General features: G+C 45.8%; 15 protein-coding genes. 7 read left to right on the plus strand and 8 right to left on the minus strand.

Annotation, left to right across the window (positions count from 1 at the left end; genetic code table 11):
• Window position 1: 1 nt before the first annotated feature.
• On the minus strand, window positions 2-562 hold the full coding sequence (locus DC20_RS23055; RefSeq protein WP_169788165.1) for a T9SS type A sorting domain-containing protein: 561 nt from the start codon (window positions 560-562) through the stop codon (window positions 2-4).
• Window positions 563-2,237: 1,675 nt separating this feature from the next.
• Window positions 2,238-4,523, minus strand: coding sequence for a T9SS type A sorting domain-containing protein (locus DC20_RS06030; RefSeq protein WP_083470250.1), 2,286 nt, complete (start codon window positions 4,521-4,523; stop codon window positions 2,238-2,240).
• Between the two features lie 831 nt (window positions 4,524-5,354).
• On the opposite strand from DC20_RS06030, the gene DC20_RS06035 reads away from it, so the two are divergent.
• On the plus strand, window positions 5,355-6,530 hold the full coding sequence (locus DC20_RS06035) for a S8 family serine peptidase (protein ID WP_062543003.1): 1,176 nt from the start codon (window positions 5,355-5,357) through the stop codon (window positions 6,528-6,530).
• 472 nt (window positions 6,531-7,002) lie between these two features.
• Window positions 7,003-7,191, plus strand: a complete 189-nt coding sequence (locus DC20_RS06040; protein WP_062543004.1) for a hypothetical protein — start codon at window positions 7,003-7,005, stop codon at window positions 7,189-7,191.
• Between the two features lie 78 nt (window positions 7,192-7,269).
• Here DC20_RS06040 and DC20_RS06045 read toward each other — a convergent pair whose 3' ends face one another.
• The 4 genes from DC20_RS06045 to DC20_RS06060 all read right to left on the minus strand — a co-directional run bounded on the left by DC20_RS06045 (window position 7,270) and on the right by DC20_RS06060 (window position 10,345).
• Window positions 7,270-7,878, minus strand: coding sequence for a sterol desaturase family protein (locus tag DC20_RS06045; protein ID WP_062543005.1), 609 nt, complete (start codon window positions 7,876-7,878; stop codon window positions 7,270-7,272).
• A 59-nt stretch (window positions 7,879-7,937) separates the two neighbouring features.
• The gene (locus tag DC20_RS06050) at window positions 7,938-8,489 is read right to left on the minus strand and encodes a shikimate kinase (protein ID WP_062543006.1); all 552 of its coding nucleotides are present in this window, start codon (window positions 8,487-8,489) and stop codon (window positions 7,938-7,940) included.
• A 190-nt stretch (window positions 8,490-8,679) separates the two neighbouring features.
• A complete protein-coding gene (locus tag DC20_RS06055) occupies window positions 8,680-9,795 on the minus strand; it encodes a BT_3928 family protein (protein ID WP_062543007.1) in 1,116 nt (371 codons plus the stop codon).
• The gene (locus DC20_RS06060) at window positions 9,776-10,345 is read right to left on the minus strand and encodes a DUF1599 domain-containing protein (protein ID WP_062545831.1); all 570 of its coding nucleotides are present in this window, start codon (window positions 10,343-10,345) and stop codon (window positions 9,776-9,778) included. The genes DC20_RS06055 and DC20_RS06060 overlap by 20 nt, the downstream gene beginning before the upstream one ends.
• 126 nt (window positions 10,346-10,471) lie before the next feature.
• Between DC20_RS06060 and folP the strand changes: the two genes are divergently transcribed.
• The 3 genes from folP to DC20_RS06075 all read left to right on the plus strand — a co-directional run bounded on the left by folP (window position 10,472) and on the right by DC20_RS06075 (window position 13,173).
• Window positions 10,472-11,251 carry a dihydropteroate synthase gene (gene folP / locus DC20_RS06065; protein ID WP_083470421.1) on the plus strand — a complete coding sequence of 260 codons (780 nt, stop codon included), beginning with the start codon at window positions 10,472-10,474 and terminating at the stop codon, window positions 11,249-11,251.
• On the plus strand, window positions 11,248-12,078 hold the full coding sequence (cdaA, locus tag DC20_RS06070; protein ID WP_062543009.1) for a diadenylate cyclase CdaA: 831 nt from the start codon (window positions 11,248-11,250) through the stop codon (window positions 12,076-12,078). The genes folP and cdaA overlap by 4 nt, the downstream gene beginning before the upstream one ends.
• A gap of 168 nt (window positions 12,079-12,246) precedes the next feature.
• A complete protein-coding gene (locus DC20_RS06075) occupies window positions 12,247-13,173 on the plus strand; it encodes a serine hydrolase (protein ID WP_062545832.1) in 927 nt (308 codons plus the stop codon).
• 219 nt (window positions 13,174-13,392) lie between these two features.
• Here DC20_RS06075 and DC20_RS06080 read toward each other — a convergent pair whose 3' ends face one another.
• Complete coding sequence (locus tag DC20_RS06080; RefSeq protein ID WP_062543010.1) at window positions 13,393-14,847, minus strand: phytoene desaturase family protein; 1,455 nt, start codon at window positions 14,845-14,847, stop codon at window positions 13,393-13,395.
• Window positions 14,848-14,985: 138 nt separating this feature from the next.
• On the opposite strand from DC20_RS06080, the gene DC20_RS06085 reads away from it, so the two are divergent.
• A complete protein-coding gene (locus DC20_RS06085) occupies window positions 14,986-15,636 on the plus strand; it encodes a 3'-5' exonuclease (protein ID WP_062543011.1) in 651 nt (216 codons plus the stop codon).
• Between the two features lie 268 nt (window positions 15,637-15,904).
• Window positions 15,905-17,176, plus strand: a complete 1,272-nt coding sequence (locus DC20_RS06090) for an erythromycin esterase family protein (protein WP_083470422.1) — start codon at window positions 15,905-15,907, stop codon at window positions 17,174-17,176.
• A gap of 210 nt (window positions 17,177-17,386) precedes the next feature.
• Here DC20_RS06090 and DC20_RS06095 read toward each other — a convergent pair whose 3' ends face one another.
• Entirely contained in the window at window positions 17,387-18,298 is a 912-nt protein-coding gene (locus DC20_RS06095) for an NYN domain-containing protein (RefSeq protein WP_062545834.1), read from the minus strand.
• Window positions 18,299-19,521: the final 1,223 nt, after the last annotated feature.

Consider the following 19,521-nt stretch of genomic DNA (forward strand, 5'->3'; position numbering starts at 1 on the left):
CTTATTGCTTCACAACGCGGGTAGTGGACTTTCCTGCCTCGGTCTGCACCTGTACGTAGTACACGCCGGGAGCCTGGCCTGCCAAGTCAAGGGCAATTGGCTGCCCTGCCTCCACCTGCCGCTGAGACACAGTCCGGCCACTGCTGTGGAATAGGGTTACGGTTGCCGGGCCGTCTCCTGCCCTAGAGGTGACGAAGACCTTTCCCTGCGTCGGGTTGGGGTATGCCGCCAGGGAGGCTTGAGAGGACACCTTGCCGGCACCCTTCACCGCGACCACCTTGGAGTACTCGAACTTGCCGTCGAAGTCCACCTGCTTCAGGCGGAAGTAAGTAGTGTTAGTGGTCTGCGCAGAAACAGTAGCTTTATAGCTTTGGGCCACAGCAGTCGTACCGGCACCTTTCACCTTCTCCCCTACTGCCCGGAAGCTCTTGCCGTCCTCGCTCTGCTGCACCTCAAAGAAGTCGTTGTCCTTCTCTGAGGCCGTTGCCCAGGCAAGGTTCACCACATCGCCCGACCTGCTGCCAGTGAAGTTGGTCAAAGTGACAGGAAGAACTTCGGGCAAGCTTGATAGTTGAAAATTATCAATTGCTAAGTCATCATCTGTGCCTGAGTTCCCAGAAGGATGAACATCCTCAAAACGGATGAAAACTTCATATCCATTTTTAACAACCACTGGAAATGTCACACGAGCCCCTGCTGTATATATAGTATTTGATCCAGTAGGATATATCCAATCATTTACAGCTGAATATGGAGTCTCTAAAGTGTTTGTTTCTGTGGCACCTACTTTATAAGATAGTCTGAGTCCATTTACTTTTGGTCCCTCACGAATAGTTTCTATATCAAAACTAATCGTTAATGAGCTCAAGTCACTTCCTGTTTCGTTTTTAAATCTTACCCCAAAATAGGCAGTAGGATTACCTAATCCATGCGTTATAAAACCAAGAGATCTGTCTTGATCTCCAGCATTATTCGCAAAATTTACCATTTTAAACTCTTGCAGTTTAACATTTACAGTACTGGCATCTCTCAATATCATTTCAGTTGGTACTCCCCCGGCTCCAAAATTATCCTTGATGTCAACATACCAACCTGCCAGAGTTGGAGTTGATGATGTTCCATTTTTCCACACTGTGTTTATGTTCCCCAGACCATCGAAGTTTTGAGTATAAGTAGGATCAGCTGTGGTTAAACGTATTTGCGCCTCAGCAACATTGTGCATCTTTAGAAAACAAATAAGTAAACAAATGGCCTTGAAGGTTGAGTAAAGTTTTTCCATGTTGATCGGCATTAATAATTCAGAATTATTTAATTTCTATAATATTTAATGTAATTATTACACCAAGTTCTGCAGAAAAATTCTGATTTTCTAAATGCCAACGTTTGTACCTACATCAGTGCTATCTAAAATAATTATATTTATTATTTCTATAATTCAAAGTGAGCTTATGACATTGGCCTGTATTGAACCTTGTTTTATAGCCTTGTTTATTCTTTACACAAAATACACAAATTACTTCATCATACTTTTTAACAAATTATTCCAAATACTCTTTCCTTGGGAAGGAAATATTCTTTTAAAATTCTAGTGAAAAATAGGTTTTATTATACAACTATTTTCAAGACATAGCAGTACTCAGCTGAGGTTTCTATTAAGAAAAAGCTATTTCAACCAAAGGTATCAGCACAAAAGAACAAAGGTGAGAAGTATAAGGACAAGCGGCCTTTTAGGGATATCAAACTACCTTGGCTTCACAAGCTGGGAAGGACCACAACAACCTACGGAGTAGCCATAAAGGTTAACTCACTTACGGCTTTACGAACAAGAAACGGGAAAAGGAAAGAACTATCAACCTCTAGCTGGTAACCTCAAAATTCATCTCTTCCCTACCTTGATTCTTTGGCTCTGGTTTGCTTAATGTTGCTCCCGCTATTACTTACAAGTAGAAAACACCTGCAGAGAACTCCCCTACTTAAAGACGAGAGCTTATAAAGAGGACAAACACGCTTTCTCAAGTGATTACTTTTCGAGAAGCAGGAACAAACTGATGGCACCCACCTAAATCTAAGGACTGCTCAGATTTAGACTTGACAGACCTTTCCATCTATGTTGCAAGCTTCAAACCCACTTATTGATTAGTAAGACTGATGCATCACAATGCCAGTAGCTACCGATATCAAAGGAAAAGGCCACCCCTATCATAGAGATGGCCTTTTCCTTTGATGGCAATTAAAGCTTACTGCTTCACTACACGGGTCGTAACTGTCTCTGTGGCAGTTTGCACCTGCAGGTAGTACACGCCTGCTGCTTGATTAGTCAAATCCATAGAGATTGGTTTACCTCCTTCAAGTTGCACTTGGCTCTTCAACGCTTCACAACCGCTACTGTGGAACAGGGTCACAGTTGCCATTCCGCTCATGGCTTTGGAGGAGACGAAGACCTGGCCCTGGGTTGGGTTGGGGTAGGCCGCCAGTGACGCTTGGTTGGAAACCTTGCTGGCGCCCTTTACCGCGACCACCTTGGAATACTCGAACTTGCCGTCGAAGTCCACTTGCTTGAGGCGGAAGTAGAGCGTGCTGGAAGTCTGGGCAGCAATTGCGGCTTGGTAGGTCTTGACCTCGGCGGTGGAGCCGGCGCCCTTCACTCTCTCTACTGCCCGGAAGCTCTTGCCGTCCTCGCTTTGCTGCACCTCGAAGAAGTCGTTCTCCTTCTCTGAGGCAGTAGCCCAGGCAAGGTTCACCACATCGCCTGACCTGCTCCCAGTGAAACTAGTAAGGGTAACTGGGAGAACCCCAGGAGCTTCTTTTGAATCAAAAGTTGTAAAAGGAGAGAATGAGGAGAAACCTTCTCTTGTAACACTATACGTATTTTGATTAGATCTCGAGGCACCCTCAATAGCAGAACCTAAATCCCAACTGCCATTAGTAAAGTGCCCAAGATGCAACTTATTGGTTTCCAAAAAGCCGTTCCCATGAGCGGTGGAAGTCCATTCCAGTTTCATTTGCATATTAACCGTTCCTCCTACAACATCTTCAGAGATATCCCATGTTCTATTTAAATAGGACATGCTGGCTACAGGTTGGTTTACTCCATCTTTCACACTTACGGTAAAATCATCTTCAGCACCTTCAATCAGTTTCAAGGTTACAGGAGATATACTAGAGGTACCAACAGGAAAAGTATAGGCAGGTGTATCCTTTGTCAACCTCTTTCTAACTTTACCAGTTCCAGAAGTTTGGATGTAGCTGTTAGCATCATTACTTGTGATCAAGCCCTGAATGGTTAAATCATAATTTGCGACATTTAACAACACCCTGTTTTTTAGGGTAAGGTTACCTCTTACCGTCACATTATTAGGTAAAGTTTGAACCAATCCAGTTGCCCCGGCAGCTGCCCCATCAACGATAAGATTCCCAAAATAAGAACCTGTTATAGGCGCCGTATTTTGATAGATGATGGTACTAGTGGGATCTACATTTCCAAAGACAGGAGAACTGGTGCTGTTCACGATAACAGTTGCATTTGCTTCAAGATCAACAGCAGCAGCCAGGTTCGCATTTAGTGTAAACGTTTTACCTGATTTCACTATCACTTTTGAACCAGCACCGCTAATTGTTAAAGTTGAGGTAAGTTCCGCGTCTTTCTGTATGATAAATGTTTGCCCATCAGCCGTAAAGCCAGGACTATTTATGCCTTGCCCATCACTTAGGGAGTTCCATGCTGAACGGTCGGTCAAAGATGAATTCGTCTTGTTGTAAAAAGTTTTAACCGGGATGTTTGAAGCAGTAATCTCAAAATTATCAATGGCCAAATCATCGTCTTGCCCAGATTGACCATTTGCATGCTCATCCACAAACCTGATGAAAATTTCATGCCCAACCTCCAATTTAAAAGGGATGTTAACACTATAAGTTTTTGCAGGAATATTTATAGCAGATGTATCTGATGCACCGCCGCCAATTTCTGCAACTTTTCCATTTGTAAGGTTACTAGTTACAGAAGTCCACCCTGTAAGAGAAGCAAATTGCGGATCAGAATTACTTGCGAGATTTGAACCAGTTTTAAAAGATAATGAAAGGCCGTTCGCATTTTTGCCACTGTAAATAGTTTTTATATCAAATCTCAAGTTGAGTGAATTGATAACCTGTCCAGTTGCATTTTTAAACCAAACGCCATAGTAGATAGCTGTTTTGTCTTTCACCCTTGACCCAATAGCTCTATCAGACGAACCATTTAGTCCAAAATCGGCTAATGAGTTACCATCTGCTTTTACTGTTTGAGTTCCGGTTGGAACTAAAGTTTTACCAGCACCCACTTCAGAACCAAGCTGAATAAACCAACCAGGTATAGTATTACCGTTAGTAAACGAAGTGCTAGAAGATAAAGAATTAAACTCTTGCCGATATCCCTCGGCTGGCAAGTTTACTTGTGCTTGTGCTGTTACTTGCAATAAGATTAAACAAACTACACAAAGACCTCTTATTAAAGAGTACAATTTTTTTGAAGAAGAGTTACTAGACATTGACACTTTGTTGTATTCCTTAGCTACTTATTATAACCGAGGCCACAAAGTTGGCAATACAATCTATCAATTCAGAAGATTATTAAATATGATTATTTCATTAACGCACTATAACAATCAAATACAAGAAAATGCTGTTATAGCTGTAAAATACAAATTTCTATATGCTAAAACGTTAAAATAGGGAATATACACCGTTTTTTAAACGCGTAATTCAATTTAGACATAAGCAACTAAAAACTCTTTACGACACGTACAATTCCAAACCGTCATTAAAGTTCATATATATGTTATATATATTATTAATATTAAACAAAACTTATTCTACTGATATAAGTATAAGTCAAAATTAATGTAAGTACATATATTAAAAATATGCTATATAATAGTATGCATGCATACTATTATATAGCATATTTTTAATCACTTTCCATTTTCATTTTATGAATTCACCTAAATAGGGCACCATAGCAGTCAAAAGGCAGTGTATTCTAGCCTGTTAAGTCATTTTTAGCATCCTTGTATTACCTAACAGTTTGCCTTCTTGTGTTCATTCATTTGAAAGTTTATATCTTTTAAGCAGATGCCCTTTATAGAAAAATCTGTAGACTCTACTCTGTTTCTTGTTTACAAAAGTTTTTTATTCATTAAAAATTCTATGGTAGCCGAATACAAGCATAGGAGTCATATTTAGCTAAACAATCAAGTACTTTCCAGCAGCACTTCCAACCTTTTTCTTTTGCCAGTTGAACCAAAATCACGGGGCGTTAGTTACGAGGGTGCGCAAATTAAAGTTGCGCAACTAATCGTCTTTCACCAAAAAAATTGATTATGCGATCAACTAATTTCAAAAAAGCGGTTTCATTCTTTGCTCTTGCCTCTGTTTTCTCTATGGCAGGCTGCCAGAAAGATGAGCTTTTAGAAGAAACGGCCACTGCGCCAACACCTCCTGCCACTTCATCCAAAGCTGTAGAAGGCAAATACATTGTAGTATTAAAGAATGGCAGTGCCGTCTCTAAACAAGAGTTAAGGGACCGTTTGATTAAGAATTTAGGGATCAGCAAAGAACGAGTGAGTGATGTATTCAACGGTGCATCAGAAGGCTTTACGGGAAATCTGAGCAAGAACGAAGTTCAGCAATTGATGAAAGATGAGAACGTGGCCTATGTTGAGCCTGAGCAAGCTGTTTTATTAGGAAAAGGAGCCGCTAGCCCTTCATCTACCTACTCTACCAGCACAACGGCATCTACCCAAACCATTCCCTGGGGAATCTCCCGCGTAGGATACGGCGATGGAACCGGCAAAACAGTATGGGTTATTGACTCTGGCGTACAATCATCTCACCCAGACCTGAACGTTGATAAAACCAGAAGCAAGTCTTTCATCTCTGGAGTGACTTCCTGGGAAGATGGTTACGGCCACGGTACAGGCGTTGCCGGAGTAATTGGCGCTAAGAACAACGGCATAGGCGTAGTGGGCGTGGCGGCAAATGCCACAATTGTAGCACTTCGTGTATTTGATGATACAGGTTATGGAACGCTTACCCGCATCTACTCTGCTCTGAACCACGCTTATACTTACGGTAAGGCTGGTGATGTAGTGAACATGAGCTTGCGTGTTTCTGCCTCTACTATGTTAGATGACCTGGTTAAGAAAGTAGCCGCTAAAGGAATGTTTGTAGCTGTGGCTGCTGGTAACAGCTACATTGATTGCAAAAATGATTCTCCTGCTCGCGTAATAGCCACTAATGTGTTTGTTGTTTCTAACATGGATTCTTACAGCAAATTTAGTCCGTCCTCCAACTTTGGTGCTTCAGTACGGTTTGCGGCTCCTGGCAGCAACATCTTAACAACCTGGAAAGGTGGTGGCTATGTAACAGGTAATGGCACCTCTTATGCCGCCCCGCACGTAGCAGGTATTTTAGCTTTAACTGGCGGAAGAGTAAACTCTCAAGGTTTAGTGTCTAATGACCCTGACGGCAAACCAGATCCAATCGCTTTGAAGTAACAGCACCAATTCATAAAAATACATAAGAAAGGCCCGTCTTTGCAGACGGGCCTTTCTTATGTATGGGGCACAGAGCACCTATTTTGTTAGGTGAAACAAAAGATGACAAAGCACTAAGGTGATGAAAGCTTAGATTTATTATTTACATATCATTTTCCAAAAATCAACCTGAAACAAAAAACACAAGTATCTCCTGAGTTATCTATATTACAAGAAGAAACATCCTGGGAAACGCAAGGCCTTTTAAATAAAAAGGTCTCATAAGATTAGATAAACAAAATTTTAAAGTAGAGCATTGGCAGATAAGAACAACAGAAGCAGCGCTTTTAAGCACCTTCACACCTACCCATACCTTAGAAATATGTAAAAGCTTTAGATTGACTTCAACCTTTTTGCACAAAAGGCAGTATTCAAAATATCATATAGTTCCTGGCAGAGATCAGGAAGCTAAATCAGACTAAAAACAACAACTATGAAAAATTTACAAGCATATTTCTTTGCGTTCATGCTGGTGCTTACAATGACTGTTTCCAGCTGTGACGTCATCGGTGATATTTTCCAGGCAGGCATGTGGACAGCTGTCATCGTTATCGTGTTAGTGATTGTCCTTGTGTTATGGCTGCTCCGTAAAATACGGGGAGGTGGAAGAAACAGGCTATAAACCTGTTTTAATCTAGACTACATAAAAAAGAGAAGGCCACCTGCACAGGTGGCCTTCTCTTTTTTATGTAGTCTGGTATTATCTTTTACGTTCTGGCATAGTACCCATTATCCAATCCCAAAGGGGAGAAGAAACGCCGTACGCTCTCTCCGGATCTTTGTAATGGTGAATGCTGTGGTGAATCCAAAGCTGCTTCAGGAAGTTCTTAGGCGGAGCGTAAGCATGTACTGCGTAATGCACAAACAGGTAAAGCGCGTACCCAAACAGGAAACCTGCTACCAAGCCAAACACCATCGTCCCGAAAATCAGTTTAAACACAAAAAAGAAAAAAGAGGCAATAAACAGACTCACGATAGGAGGCATGGCCAAACGGCTCTTGTCTTTAGGGTAGTCATGATGGTTGCCGTGGAAGGTGTACTGAATGTTCTTCTTGAACTCACTGGTAGGCGCCATATGGAAGATGTACCGGTGCGCCATGTACTCTACCAGGGAGAAAATAAGCCAACCTGCCACAAACAAGCCAACGGCTGAAAGCACATCAAGAAAACCATACCGGAAGCCGTACACAAGCAGACCAGTAGCTATCACTAAAAAGATAGAGATAGGGAGCGCAATATGGGTATGAGTGAGCCGCTCCAATACTGGATTCTTGAAAAGAGTTGCAGATCCTTTATGATTCGGTTTCATAGTAAGTAAAATATTTATTGAAACGTTTCCTGCCGGGAAACGCGCAAAAATAACTAAAATTATCTAGACCCTCCCACCCGGGGTGCAGAAGCAGTAGTAATACATTCTAGGATTTTATCCGATACTGCAGATACAGAAGCACTTCCCACCTCTACCATACAGAAAGCTTGGTCATAAAATAATTCACGTTGGTGCAAAGTGTCAGTAAGATACTGGAGCAACTCTGCAGGGGTTTTATCCCGCAGCAAAGGTCTTGCCTGAAGATCTAAGGGGGATAATCTTTGAACCAGCTCCTGTGGTGAAAGTTTTAAATAGACAGGCAGCCCCGAGGAAACCATAAAATTCATATTATCACAAAAGCAAGGCGCTCCACCCCCAGTGGCAAGTACTATTTTCTTGTGACTTGCAACTGCCAAGCGTAAAGCGCGCGCTTCAGCCTCCCTGAAATAGGTTTGCCCCTGCTGCTCAAACACCTGTGGCACTGTAAGCTCTTCCTGTTCCTCTATCAATGAATCCAGATCCAGAAACAGGTGGCCTAACTGCTGGGCCAACACCTTCCCCACCGTAGACTTTCCACAACCCGGCATACCCACCAAAAAGATTTTAGACATATCAGGGTTTTGGACAGAGTGGGACATAAAATTTATGCAGGAATTAAGAAATACATACAGTGGCAGAATTGATTAAAGTCTGGAATTGCCAGGAGAGTAGCTAAGTTCAGTTTTTAAGGTACTTTCCAGAAAACCAGCCTAAATTCGGTTTGCCTTAAGAAGCATGACGTTTATTTACCTTTCGTGTTACTTACTTCACCAACTCCTGCACTTCCAGCAGTTCCGGAATGTCATTGTAATGCCATTTTTCCACCACCACGCCATTTCTGAACAGAAGCAAGCCCGGGTTAGATCGGATCATCGTTTTCAAGACGGTGGCGTCTGCAAAGAAGTAGGGAGCCGATAGATTCACTTCATGCCGGAACACATCAAACTCCTGGCTGCTGCTGGAAGTAATAACCACGGGAACAATTTTAGGGGTCTGGCTCTTCTCCACCCCTGCTAAGAGCGTGTTGATCTCCTTGAAACTCTCCTGATCAGCTTTCTTTACGTCTTTCACCAACACCAATAGCCTATTCCCCAGGAACATCTCCTTCGTGAAATCTCCCTGGTCGTTCCAGACGTTGAAGTCCGTGATTTTGGGGCCATCCTCCGGGTTCAAGGGCACCATCTTTTTAAACTTGTAGGTGGTATCAATAGGATAAACATCAAACTCCACTTCTTTCCCATCCTTTTCCATCACGTACTGGTACCGTAAGGGAGCCGAGGGTTTCATGAGCTTTGGAATATTGGCCCCCACGCGGTAGGCTCTAAAATCAAGAAATGGCTCATGCTGGTAGGCGTAGATACTTACCACCAAAGAGAATAATAGCGCCACTACCACAATGGCTCCAGACACGCCACGGTTCATCTGGCCAAGAGAAAGTAAATGGCGTTGGGTAAACAGCAGCACCAGAATAAGCACCAGAAGCACCACGTCTTTGCCGAAGGATTGCCAAGGCGTAAGTTTAATGGCATCACCAAAACAGCCGCAATCGGTCACTTTGTTGTAGAACGCAGAGTAGAACGTGAGGAAGGTAAAAAATAAGGTCAGGAGAAAAAGCAGCCACAAGACTGTTTTCAACTTCCATCGCACCAGAAGGGCTACTCCCAGCACCACTTCCAGGGTACTCAGGAAGATAGACAGGTAGAGCGCAAAAGGTTTAAAAGAGAGGAAAATGGTTGAGAAGTCTGAGGAGAAAACCTCAAAATATTCCTCTAGTTTAATTGCGGTACCAACCGGATCGTTAAGTTTGATCAGGCCTGAGAAGATGAACAGACCTCCCACCACAATCCACGCGAAACGACTAAGAAGACGGAGAGCCATGGGCAGGGTAGTTTAGTTTTATAAGGCAGAACACAGCATAGTTGAGCATGTCACGGTAATTGGCTTCTACACCCTCAGAAACCAGCGTGTGGCCGGCATTGTCTTCTATCTGTTTGGTCCGGTAAATCTTCATCAAAATCAAATCAGTCATGGACTCAACCCGCATACTGCGCCAGGCTTCGCCATAATCATGGTTTTTATCCTGTTGCAAGGCATGCGTCTTCCGTATCTCTTCTTCGTACAGCTCCTTCACCCGCTCCACCGGCAAAGCCTGCTCGGTCTCGCCCTGTGCCAGTAACTGCTCCTGCATAAGGGCAATCACACAGTAATTTACAATGGCCACAAACTCAGAGGTGATACCATCCTGTATCTTCTGGGTGCCTTTCTCCTGGATGGAGCGGATGCGTTGGGCCTTTATAAAAATCTGGTCAGTGATGGAAGGCAGTCTGAGTATTCTCCAGGCGGTACCATAGTCCTGGGTTTTTTGCAAAAACAAGCGCTGGCATGCCTCAATCACTCGGTTGTACTCCTGGGCAGTTTGGTGAATCAAGTTTTTCGTTTTACTTTTATAGAAAATGAGAAAATAGGCCAATTGAACGCGAAAGATACACTTTTTTGCAAAAAAACCACCTTCAATTGTGGTGGAAGGTTGGTCTTATTGCACAAGCCCGTGGTCATGGGAATCCTTAACCTCACCCCGGATTCTTTCTATGCCAACAGTAGGCTGCAGAATGTATCAGAAGCGGTAGCACAGGCCGGAAAAATGCTGAACGAGGGTGCCTCCATTTTAGACATTGGTGGTTATTCTACGAGACCGGGAGCGCCTGAAGTTTCAGAACAGGAAGAGCTGAATCGCGTAGTACCAATAATAGAGGCGCTGTCCAAAGCTTATCCAGAGGCGCTGTTGTCCATAGACACGTTCAGGGCCCGGGTGGCGGAAGAAGCGGTTCAGAGGGGGGCACACATCATCAATGATGTTTCAGGAGGCACGTTAGACCAGAACATGTTCTCCACCGCTGGCAGATTAGGGGTACCGTACATTCTCATGCACATGCGCGGCACACCGCAGAACATGGCCTTGCAGAACCAGTACCTCAACGGCCTGCTGGAAGAAATAGTCTCATTTTTTGCCGAGCGGGTGGCGTTGCTGAGAGCGGCCGGTGTGAAAGACATTCTGCTGGACCCAGGTTTTGGTTTCGCAAAAAATGTGGAACAAAACTATCAACTGTTGCGCCGGTTTAAAGAACTAGAGGTGTTTGAGTTACCCCTTTTAATTGGGCTCTCCCGCAAATCTATGACCTATAAACCATTGCTGGTAGGTCCTGAGGAAGCCCTTACAGGCACAATTGTTGCCAATACGCTGGCGTTACTGAACGGGGCAGACATTCTGCGGGTGCATGATGTGAAAGAGGCGGTTCATACTATTGAGATTGTAAAAAAGATGTTGACGGCGTGATTTCATTATTTTCCATAGGGTTTTTAGAGATAGAATGGCTTGACATTATTGATGTCTTGCTGGTAACGGTACTATTGTACCAACTCTACAAACTCCTGACTGGAAGTGTGGCGCTGAAGATTTTCCTGGGGCTGTTGTCCGTTTACCTGCTCTACCTGGTAGTGAAAGCCGCCGGCATGGAACTGCTCACCATCATCCTGGGCCAGTTCATGGGCGTGGGTGTTTTGGCGGCCATTATTGTCTTTCAGCCCGAAATCAGGCGTTTTCTGCTCATGATCGGCAAGACCACGGCGTTCAACAACGAGCGCCTGTTCAGGAGCTTTCCGTGGCGCCGCACCGAGAACGCCGACAAACTTCCCATCACCCCCTTCATTGAAGCAGCCAAGTCATTAGCCGGTAAAAACACCGGTGCATTGATCGTTTTTGCCCGAAGCTCAGAACTACGCTACTTCGCAGAGTCTGGTGATGCCATTGACGCTATTGTGAGCAAGCGATTGCTGATTTCCATCTTCAACAAGAACAGTCCCTTGCATGACGGCGCCGTGATCATTCAGGGCAACCGCATCAAAGCCGCCCGCTGCATCTTGCCCGTGACGGAGAGCAACGACGTTCCCGCCTCCATGGGGTTGCGCCACCGGGCTGCCATTGGCCTCTCAGAAGTAACGGACAGCGTGGTGCTGGTGGTCTCTGAGGAAACCGGTCAGATTGCTTTAGTACGTAATGGGGAAGTGTACCGAAATCTATCGGCCGCTGACCTGCGCTCCAAGCTTAACCACTTCCTGTTTGACATTGAGCCGAAGGTGGTAGAGAAAGTAGCAGCTGCGTAATCAGTTGTTGATTCCTGTACAACCCGTCAGCTACATTTAGCTCAAAAGTCTTACTCCCGCTCCTTGCTTCCTTTCCTAAAATCAAGCTTATAACAGCAATATCGGTTTCCTCAGTGGGAAAAGCAGGTTGATAAATTTGTGTATCTTTTGGGCATCAACCAGATGACCATGCGATTCCCTCAACTCCTTTTACTTCTTCTGCTGCTTTCTTCCACTTTTTCGGTTTTCGCGCAGAAAACAGCTAAAGAGAAACCGGACCAGAAACTGACGCGGAAACTTCAGGACCTTACCAAAAGCTTTCAGGGCGAGGTGGGCATTTACGTGCGGCACTTGAAAACCGGGAAAATGGTGGCCATCAACGCAGACACCCTTTTTCCTACCGCCAGCATGATCAAGGTGCCTATTATGGTGGGCGTGTTTGACAAAATAGAGAAAGGAGAACTGAACCCTAAGGCCATTCTGCGCTACCGCGATTCACTGTATTACGCCGGCGAGGACATTGTTGGCAACTTCAAAGACAGCTCCACGGTAGCTTTAAGCAAAATCCAGATGCTGAGCATTACCACCTCAGACAATACTGGCAGCCTCTGGTTGCAGCACCTGACCGGCACTGGCACTGCCATCAACGCCTGGCTGGAGCAGAATGGCTTTGAACACACCAGAATGAATTCCCGCACCCCGGGCCGACGCGCCAACTGGCAGAAGTACGGCTGGGGTCAAACTACTCCGCGCGAGATGGCGAGTCTTGTCACCATGATCAGAGAAGGGAAGGCCGTTAGTCCAGCCGCGAGTGAGCGCATGTACCGCAACCTAGGCCGTATCTACGTAGATGACGTGGCGCTCTCTCAGATTCCGCCAACGGTACAGACCGCCTCCAAGCAAGGAGCTGTAGACCAATCCCGCTCAGAAGTGGTCCTGGTCAATGCCCCGCATGGCGATTATGTCTTCTGCATCATCACCAAAAACCAGAAAGACGAAAGTTGGGAATACAACAACGCGGGCTACGCACTAATCAGAGCGGTCTCCAGCACCCTTTGGAATCACTTTGAGCCTAAATCTGATTGGAAGCCAGCCAAAGGCGTTGAAAAGTATTAACGGCATTTTCTCCATCCAGCCTTAGAAGAGCAAGCGGAACACATGAACCAAAAATTGCAGCCTAATAAAGAGGTAATGCTTTCAAGCTTATTTCTGAAAAACGAGGCCTAAACAGCCGGCAAGATTAAAGCCCACCATCCACACCTGGTGCTTCTGGTGGGCTTTCCCCTTCATGAGATAGTAAGACCGCTATATTTGCCCTCTCCCCTATCTCAATCCTTAATTTTTCGTGCTTAACTCAGGAGCCTTCAAATGGAAGACATCTTTCAAAGCACGTTTGGCGGCATGATAACCACACATCCCGTGCACCCCGCCGCCCGGAGGCGTGGACGAGGAACATAAATACAGTCCTTTCGCCGAAGTCTGGTAAGGTGACAAGCTCACCACCGGGCGCGTGTACAATTGCCCTATATCAATAATGCCCCCGTTAATGTCACCGCCAATGTAGTTGGGGTTGTGCGCTTGCATTTGAGCGGTATTCATGGTGTGCCGGGCCAGAATCAAATCTTTAAAACCGGGCGCGAAACGCTCCACCTGATTTTCAATGGCCTGCGTCATGTCTTCGGTAGAACCGTTGGGCACGTGACAGTAGGCCCAGGCGGTATGCTTCCCCTTGGGGGCACGGGTATTGTCAAACAGGCTTTGCTGGGCCAACAACACAAACGGTTTCTGCGGATGGTGCCCAGCCGCCGATGCTTTCTCAGAGGCCGCAATTTCTTCCAGCGTATTCCCTATGTGAATGGTTCCGGCTTGACGGCATTCAGGTGCGGTGAACGGAATCGGGCCATCTAGGGCCCAGTCCATCTTGAAAACTCCCATGCCGTACCGGTAGCGGTACAGCTGTTTCCGGTAGAACGGGGTAAGTTTCTCTCCGGCTATTTCCAGCAATTGCTTGGGTGTAACATCTAAAAGAACCGCTTTGCTTTTGGGCAATTGGTCCAGGGAGGTCACATAAACCCCAGTCTCCACCTTGCCCCCTAAACTCTGGAAGTAAGATACCAACGCGTTTGCGATTTGCTGAGAACCTCCTTTGGGAACAGGCCAGCCCTGCAAATGCCCCACGGCCATGAGCACCAGGCCAATTGCCGAAGTAGTTAAGTTTGACAAAGGCTGTATAGAGTGCGCCGCCATACCCGCCCACAACCCACGAGCCTCTTGGGTTTTGAAGCGGTTCGCCAAAAAGGTGGCTGAGGTAAGCGCGTTTAACCCGAAGGACGCCAAGTCAATGGGGTGGCTGGGAATACGCAAGGGGCCCAGCACATCAGGTGCCATGGCGGGCCAGCTTTTCACCAGCGGCTGCATCAGGTTCAAATACGCCTGCTGGTCTTTCCCCAGAGACTGTGCCGTATCTTGCAGCGAAGTGAACAGGGCTGCTGCCGTTCCATTGTCAAAGGGGTGCGCCGCCGAAACTGGCGGATACAGGAACTCCAGCCCGTGCTCTTGCAGCGGCAGGGTTTTGAAGAACGGAGAACCCGCAGCCAACGGATGAATGGCCGAGCATACATCGTGCACAAAACCCGGCAAGGTCAATTCCTGGGACCGAAGCCCCCCGCCTAACTGGTCTTTGCCTTCTACCAACAGCACCTCCAACCCGGCTTGTTGTAAGGTAATTGCCGCCGCTAATCCGTTAGGCCCGGAACCTACCACTACCGCATCATATTGAGTACTACGCACGCCCGTTTGTCTTTAGTTTGATGTTCCTATGTAAAACCACCAGGCAGAGTTACTGTTTTAAGCCGCTTTCTCTAAAACCGACCTAAAAACAGATTTCTGTTCTTGCGTATAGGAAGCTACAAGCTACTCAATTTTTCTATGTCTGACGCGCCTTTTCTACCGCTTTTCCCGCAACTCACCCCCATCCTCAGCAATGCAACCGCCCTGGATTTTGAAACCACCGGGGTAAGCGGAAGCAAAGGACGGGTGATTGAAATAGGAGCTGTTAAGAGTGCGCACGGCAAAGTTGTCGGCCGGTTTCACACCTTGGTAAAACTGAAAGGGGAACTACCCAAAAAGATAACTGAGATCACCGGCATCACGCATGAGGACCTGGTAAATGCCATGGAAGAGCGTACTGCCTTCTCTATTCTGAAGGAGTTTATAGGCGATAGCACCGTAGTAGCCCACAACGCTCCTTTTGACCTTGGCTTTCTGTACAGCACCTACCGCAGACTAAAGCTGGGACCGGTGCAGCATCCGTTCCTGGATACCCTGTCGGTGTGCCGCTTGCGCCAGCCGTCGCCGCGTAATTTGCCAGACATGTGCAAAGCCTATGGCATTCCGCTTACCCGATGGCACCGTGCCCTGCCAGACGCCACCGCTACCTGGCACCTGCTCCACCGCCTCCATGAAGAAAGCCCCTTAGATGGCATGCGCAACAAGCTTGTTCTAAATCCCAAGTACCCGGCCCCGTTCTGGCTGCCTCCGCTAGCCGAGGTCCTTTCTCCGCCCGCTTCCCTTCGATAGAAACGGGGGTTTCAAATTAAACAACCCTTTGATAAAAATAAAACAAAATCAACATACCCCCTCATTCAAATTCAGGTACTTTCCGTTTTAAAAACCCGTACTTATTCAATCCACCCAATTTTACAGCATTCGTTTAAGCTAGACGGAGGAATAAGAAGCACCACGCGTTTATGATTATTCCTTTTCAAGCTAAAGATATTACTCACTATAAAAGGAGAAGGAAATGGGAAAAGTGCGGTTGATATGGATGATCTTCTTTGCTGGGTGGATGTTTTCATGCTCTTCCAGCGACGAGGCTCTGGACGAGATTGATCAGGACACAGGCTTTCTTACCCAAGGGGTTTACCCGCTGCAAAATGTCCGTGATTTAGACCCGATCATTAATGAAATAGGCAACAGCCAGTACGTTTTAATTGGGGAAGCCTCCCATGGCACTTCTGAATATTACACCTGGCGCGCCGATCTTAGCAAAAGACTGATTCAGGAGAAAGGATTCACCTTGATTGCAGTGGAAGGTGACTGGCCCTCGTCTTACTCTTTGAACCAATACGTGCAGGGAAGACAGGGCGGCACAGCCCAGCAGGCGCTGCAATCATTCCGGCGTTGGCCTACCTGGATGTGGGCTAACCAAGAAGTAGCAAGCTTCTCTGAGTGGCTTCGGCAATACAACCAGCCCTTGGCCCAAAACCAAAAGGTAGGCTTTTACGGCATGGACGTGTACAGCATGTGGGAATCTCTGGAAGAGGTAAGAAACTATATGCAAACGGCAGACCCAGCCGTGGCTCAATTGGCTCAGGCCGCTCTTAACTGCCTTGGCCCTTACAATAGAGATGAACAGCAGTACGCCCAGGCCACAGCCCGAGGCACTTCCTGTGCTCCGCAGATGCAAGCACTGATACAGGCGGTGCAGGCACACCGGGCAAAACAGCCAGCGGCCCATGAGGGTGCTTTCAATGCCGAGCAAAATGCTTTGGTAGCTGTGAACGCTGAACGGTACTATACTCAAATGGTGCGCAGCGGCTCTGAATCATGGAACGTACGCGACCGGCACATGCAGGAAACCATCAACCGGTTGGTTGCGGAGAAGGGAGCAGGCGCCAAAATCATTGTTTGGGCGCATAACACCCACGTAGGCGATGCCCGTTATACAGACATGGCCAGCAGTGGCATGGTCAACGTCGGTCAATTGATTAGGGAGCAGCATGCCCAAAAGGGCGTTTATCTGGTAGGGTTTGGCTCTTATGAAGGACAGGTCATTGCCTCCAACACTTGGGGTGGCAGCACCAGAGTCATGACGGTTCCGCAGGCGAAGGCCGGAAGCTGGGAGCAGATTCTGCACCGGTACAGCCCCGAAAACAAATTACTGCTGATGCGGGAGCTGCAGAACATTCCGGAAGCCATGGAATCCAGGGGCCACCGCGCTATTGGTGTTACTTACAACCCGGGCTTTGAAAGCGGCAACTACGTGCCCACTATTCTACCCCGCCGCTATGACGCTTTCCTGTACATAGACAAGACCAAAGCTCTGTCTCCGCTGTAACAGGACCTGTAAAGCACCTTGCAACATCAGAAGGGCTTTACTACAGAACGTAATAACATCACCCGACAAGGTAACTTATCGGGTTTCTAAACAAAAGGGGGAGCCTCTCAGCTCCCCCTTTGCGTTTTTTGTTCTTGTTGTTTCAGTTGTTTTAAAAGGCTTTGTCACGCCTCTGTTCACTACATACCTCCAGAGCAGCTAGTCAGGCTGCTATAGAAGCTTGACGCTTTTGGCCACGTCATTGCCTTCGTCATCTTTCTCAATCTCAAATTCTACGCGATCCCCTACGTGAAGCTCGTTAAAGTCTGTGTCAATCACGTTGGTGAAGTGGAAGAATAGGTTGTTAGGCGGGAATTTGATGAAGCCGTACCCGTTTTTGAGGCTCATGATCTCGCCTTCGCCATGACCTCCTACCTGGTTGTGAACATCCACTTCGTCCTCATCATGAACCACTACATTCCGTTTCTGGTCTGGTTGTACAAACAAACGGTTTATGGTGGTATCATTCTGGGCGATGCGCTGGTCAATGATTCCGTGCATGGCCATTGGGTACGTTACCTCCGCCAGCAGATCCTGTGACGGGCGTGTAGTCATGCGCTGTCCATTGTCTGTGGTGTATTCAAATTCCCAGGTTAACGCCATGATGCGGGTTCCTAGGGTGTTGACTTTGCGTACCATGGGCACGTAATCTCCGTCTGAAGAGATCAATACCAACACATCAAATCGCTTGTAGAATGCCTGTTCAAAAGCTTCCAGGGCCAACCAAACGTCTATTCCGCGTTCCTGCTTATAGCCCTCCGGTGTAGTCCGCACCGGCAGGTAATGGGTAGTCACGCCTTCAGACATTAGGATGTCATCAAATACACGATCCCAGTAAAGGGTATCACCGCGCTGGCTGGCTTCGTACGCATTGAGCCTTCCCCGGAAATAGTGGGCATCTACAATTCTGCAGAAGCGCGGATCTACATTTTCTTCCTCCGCTACCTGTTCCCGGATGAACTCATGAAGGCCAGAGATACTAATCCTACGTTTGCGCTGGTGGCCGTAAGCGTAGTAATTACTGACCTGTAAGAAATAATTGCCGTCATAGAAGACGCCAATTCTCACTAGTTTTTCCTGCATGTTTTTCTTGTTTTTGTCTGTCTGTCTTTTTGTCTGTCTGTTATCAAATTCAGTATAGGGGGTATAGTTGCACAATCTTTCTCAATTCAATCAGGCAAGAGGAAACAGGGGGAAAGCGGTGACAGGCAGAGGAATTTCAAGGAGAGGGGAAGCAGGCAATAATTCTCTATATAATATTGAATAGAAACTTATGATAAAAAAACTGCTATATCTTTAAAATACCTTTTATAATATAATCAGGGGGAATCCACTTTCTTTTTTTACTCTCGCAGCCATACCCAACGGGGTGCAGACTACTTTTTTTGTACCACAAGCATTTCCTGTTAACAAGTCTTGCCTGATGGCTTTCCTGAATAAAAAGCCTTATGAAGAGACTTTGATTCAAAAGCCATGTTGACAAAAGTAGGGAATCATTTTTTGGTTGGCAACCTAAATTATGTTTAATCAGCTATAATATAAACGTTCCTATAAGCACACGTAGTACGTGCCTGAAGCAACGTTTATACGTTATTTTCTTAAAAAGGTCTGAAATAAGGAAATCGATTTCGTAAATACCTGCTAAATAGATGTTACCAAGCATTAAAACGCTCATTTACAGACAATAAAGAGGGTTTAACTATTCATTCAGGATAGTTCTCCAAGATAAAAAAGGCCTCCCTTGCATGTCTGGTTCTGTAGATTTAAGGTCTTCCGTTTAGCTAGAGTGTTGCTCCCTTATACTTAATCAGACAAACTAAATGCTTAAAAATCTTATAGTTCCCTGAATTTAGCAGCTCTGATATACTTGATTTTAGGAAGTGGTTGAATAATGTAGACTTCAAAATCTGGCACTTACTTTAATTCCTGTGTTTGATATTCCTGTGTAGGGGATAAATGAATTTGTCATCTAAGAATAACAGGGAATTACTCTGCCTTGCACCCAATTGCCAAAACATCAAAGGTAGAATACGGGAGCAGGTCTCACTACTGGTTTGTTTCTTCATTTTTTAGATTTCAGAAAGGCCATAAGTAAAGTGAGTTTAAAATAAAGATGACTTTGATGCACTAACATTCATATTTCAACCATATGTAAAAATTTACGAATTAGTCTTTGGATCTTTTTCACCTCTGAATTACTTCGTTTTAACACAATATAACTGTTAACATAGTCCTATAACTAAAACCTTAGTTCCATAACTATACTCCTATTTCCCCTTATCTTTTGTAATTAAGACTTAGAACAA

The sequence above is a fragment of the Rufibacter tibetensis genome (genome assembly GCF_001310085.1).
In the GTDB taxonomy this organism is placed as follows: Bacteria; Bacteroidota; Bacteroidia; order Cytophagales; family Hymenobacteraceae; genus Nibribacter; species Nibribacter tibetensis.

Bases quoted from the DNA above. Each gene is read 5' to 3' on its own strand.
- DC20_RS06085 (WP_062543011.1), top strand. From the start codon at position 14,986: ATGTCTGACGCGCCTTTTCTACCGCTTTTCCCGCAACTCACCCCCATC.
- folP (WP_083470421.1), top strand. From the start codon at position 10,472: ATGGGAATCCTTAACCTCACCCCGGATTCTTTCTATGCCAACAGTAGG.
- DC20_RS06035 (WP_062543003.1), top strand. From the start codon at position 5,355: ATGCGATCAACTAATTTCAAAAAAGCGGTTTCATTCTTTGCTCTTGCC.
- DC20_RS06055 (WP_062543007.1), bottom strand. From the start codon at position 9,795: ATGGCTCTCCGTCTTCTTAGTCGTTTCGCGTGGATTGTGGTGGGAGGT.
- DC20_RS06075 (WP_062545832.1), top strand. From the start codon at position 12,247: ATGCGATTCCCTCAACTCCTTTTACTTCTTCTGCTGCTTTCTTCCACT.
- DC20_RS06090 (WP_083470422.1), top strand. From the start codon at position 15,905: ATGTTTTCATGCTCTTCCAGCGACGAGGCTCTGGACGAGATTGATCAG.
- DC20_RS06095 (WP_062545834.1), bottom strand. From the start codon at position 18,298: ATGCAGGAAAAACTAGTGAGAATTGGCGTCTTCTATGACGGCAATTAT.
- DC20_RS06050 (WP_062543006.1), bottom strand. From the start codon at position 8,489: ATGTCTAAAATCTTTTTGGTGGGTATGCCGGGTTGTGGAAAGTCTACG.
- DC20_RS06040 (WP_062543004.1), top strand. From the start codon at position 7,003: ATGAAAAATTTACAAGCATATTTCTTTGCGTTCATGCTGGTGCTTACA.
- DC20_RS06030 (WP_083470250.1), bottom strand. From the start codon at position 4,523: ATGTCTAGTAACTCTTCTTCAAAAAAATTGTACTCTTTAATAAGAGGT.
- DC20_RS06045 (WP_062543005.1), bottom strand. From the start codon at position 7,878: ATGAAACCGAATCATAAAGGATCTGCAACTCTTTTCAAGAATCCAGTA.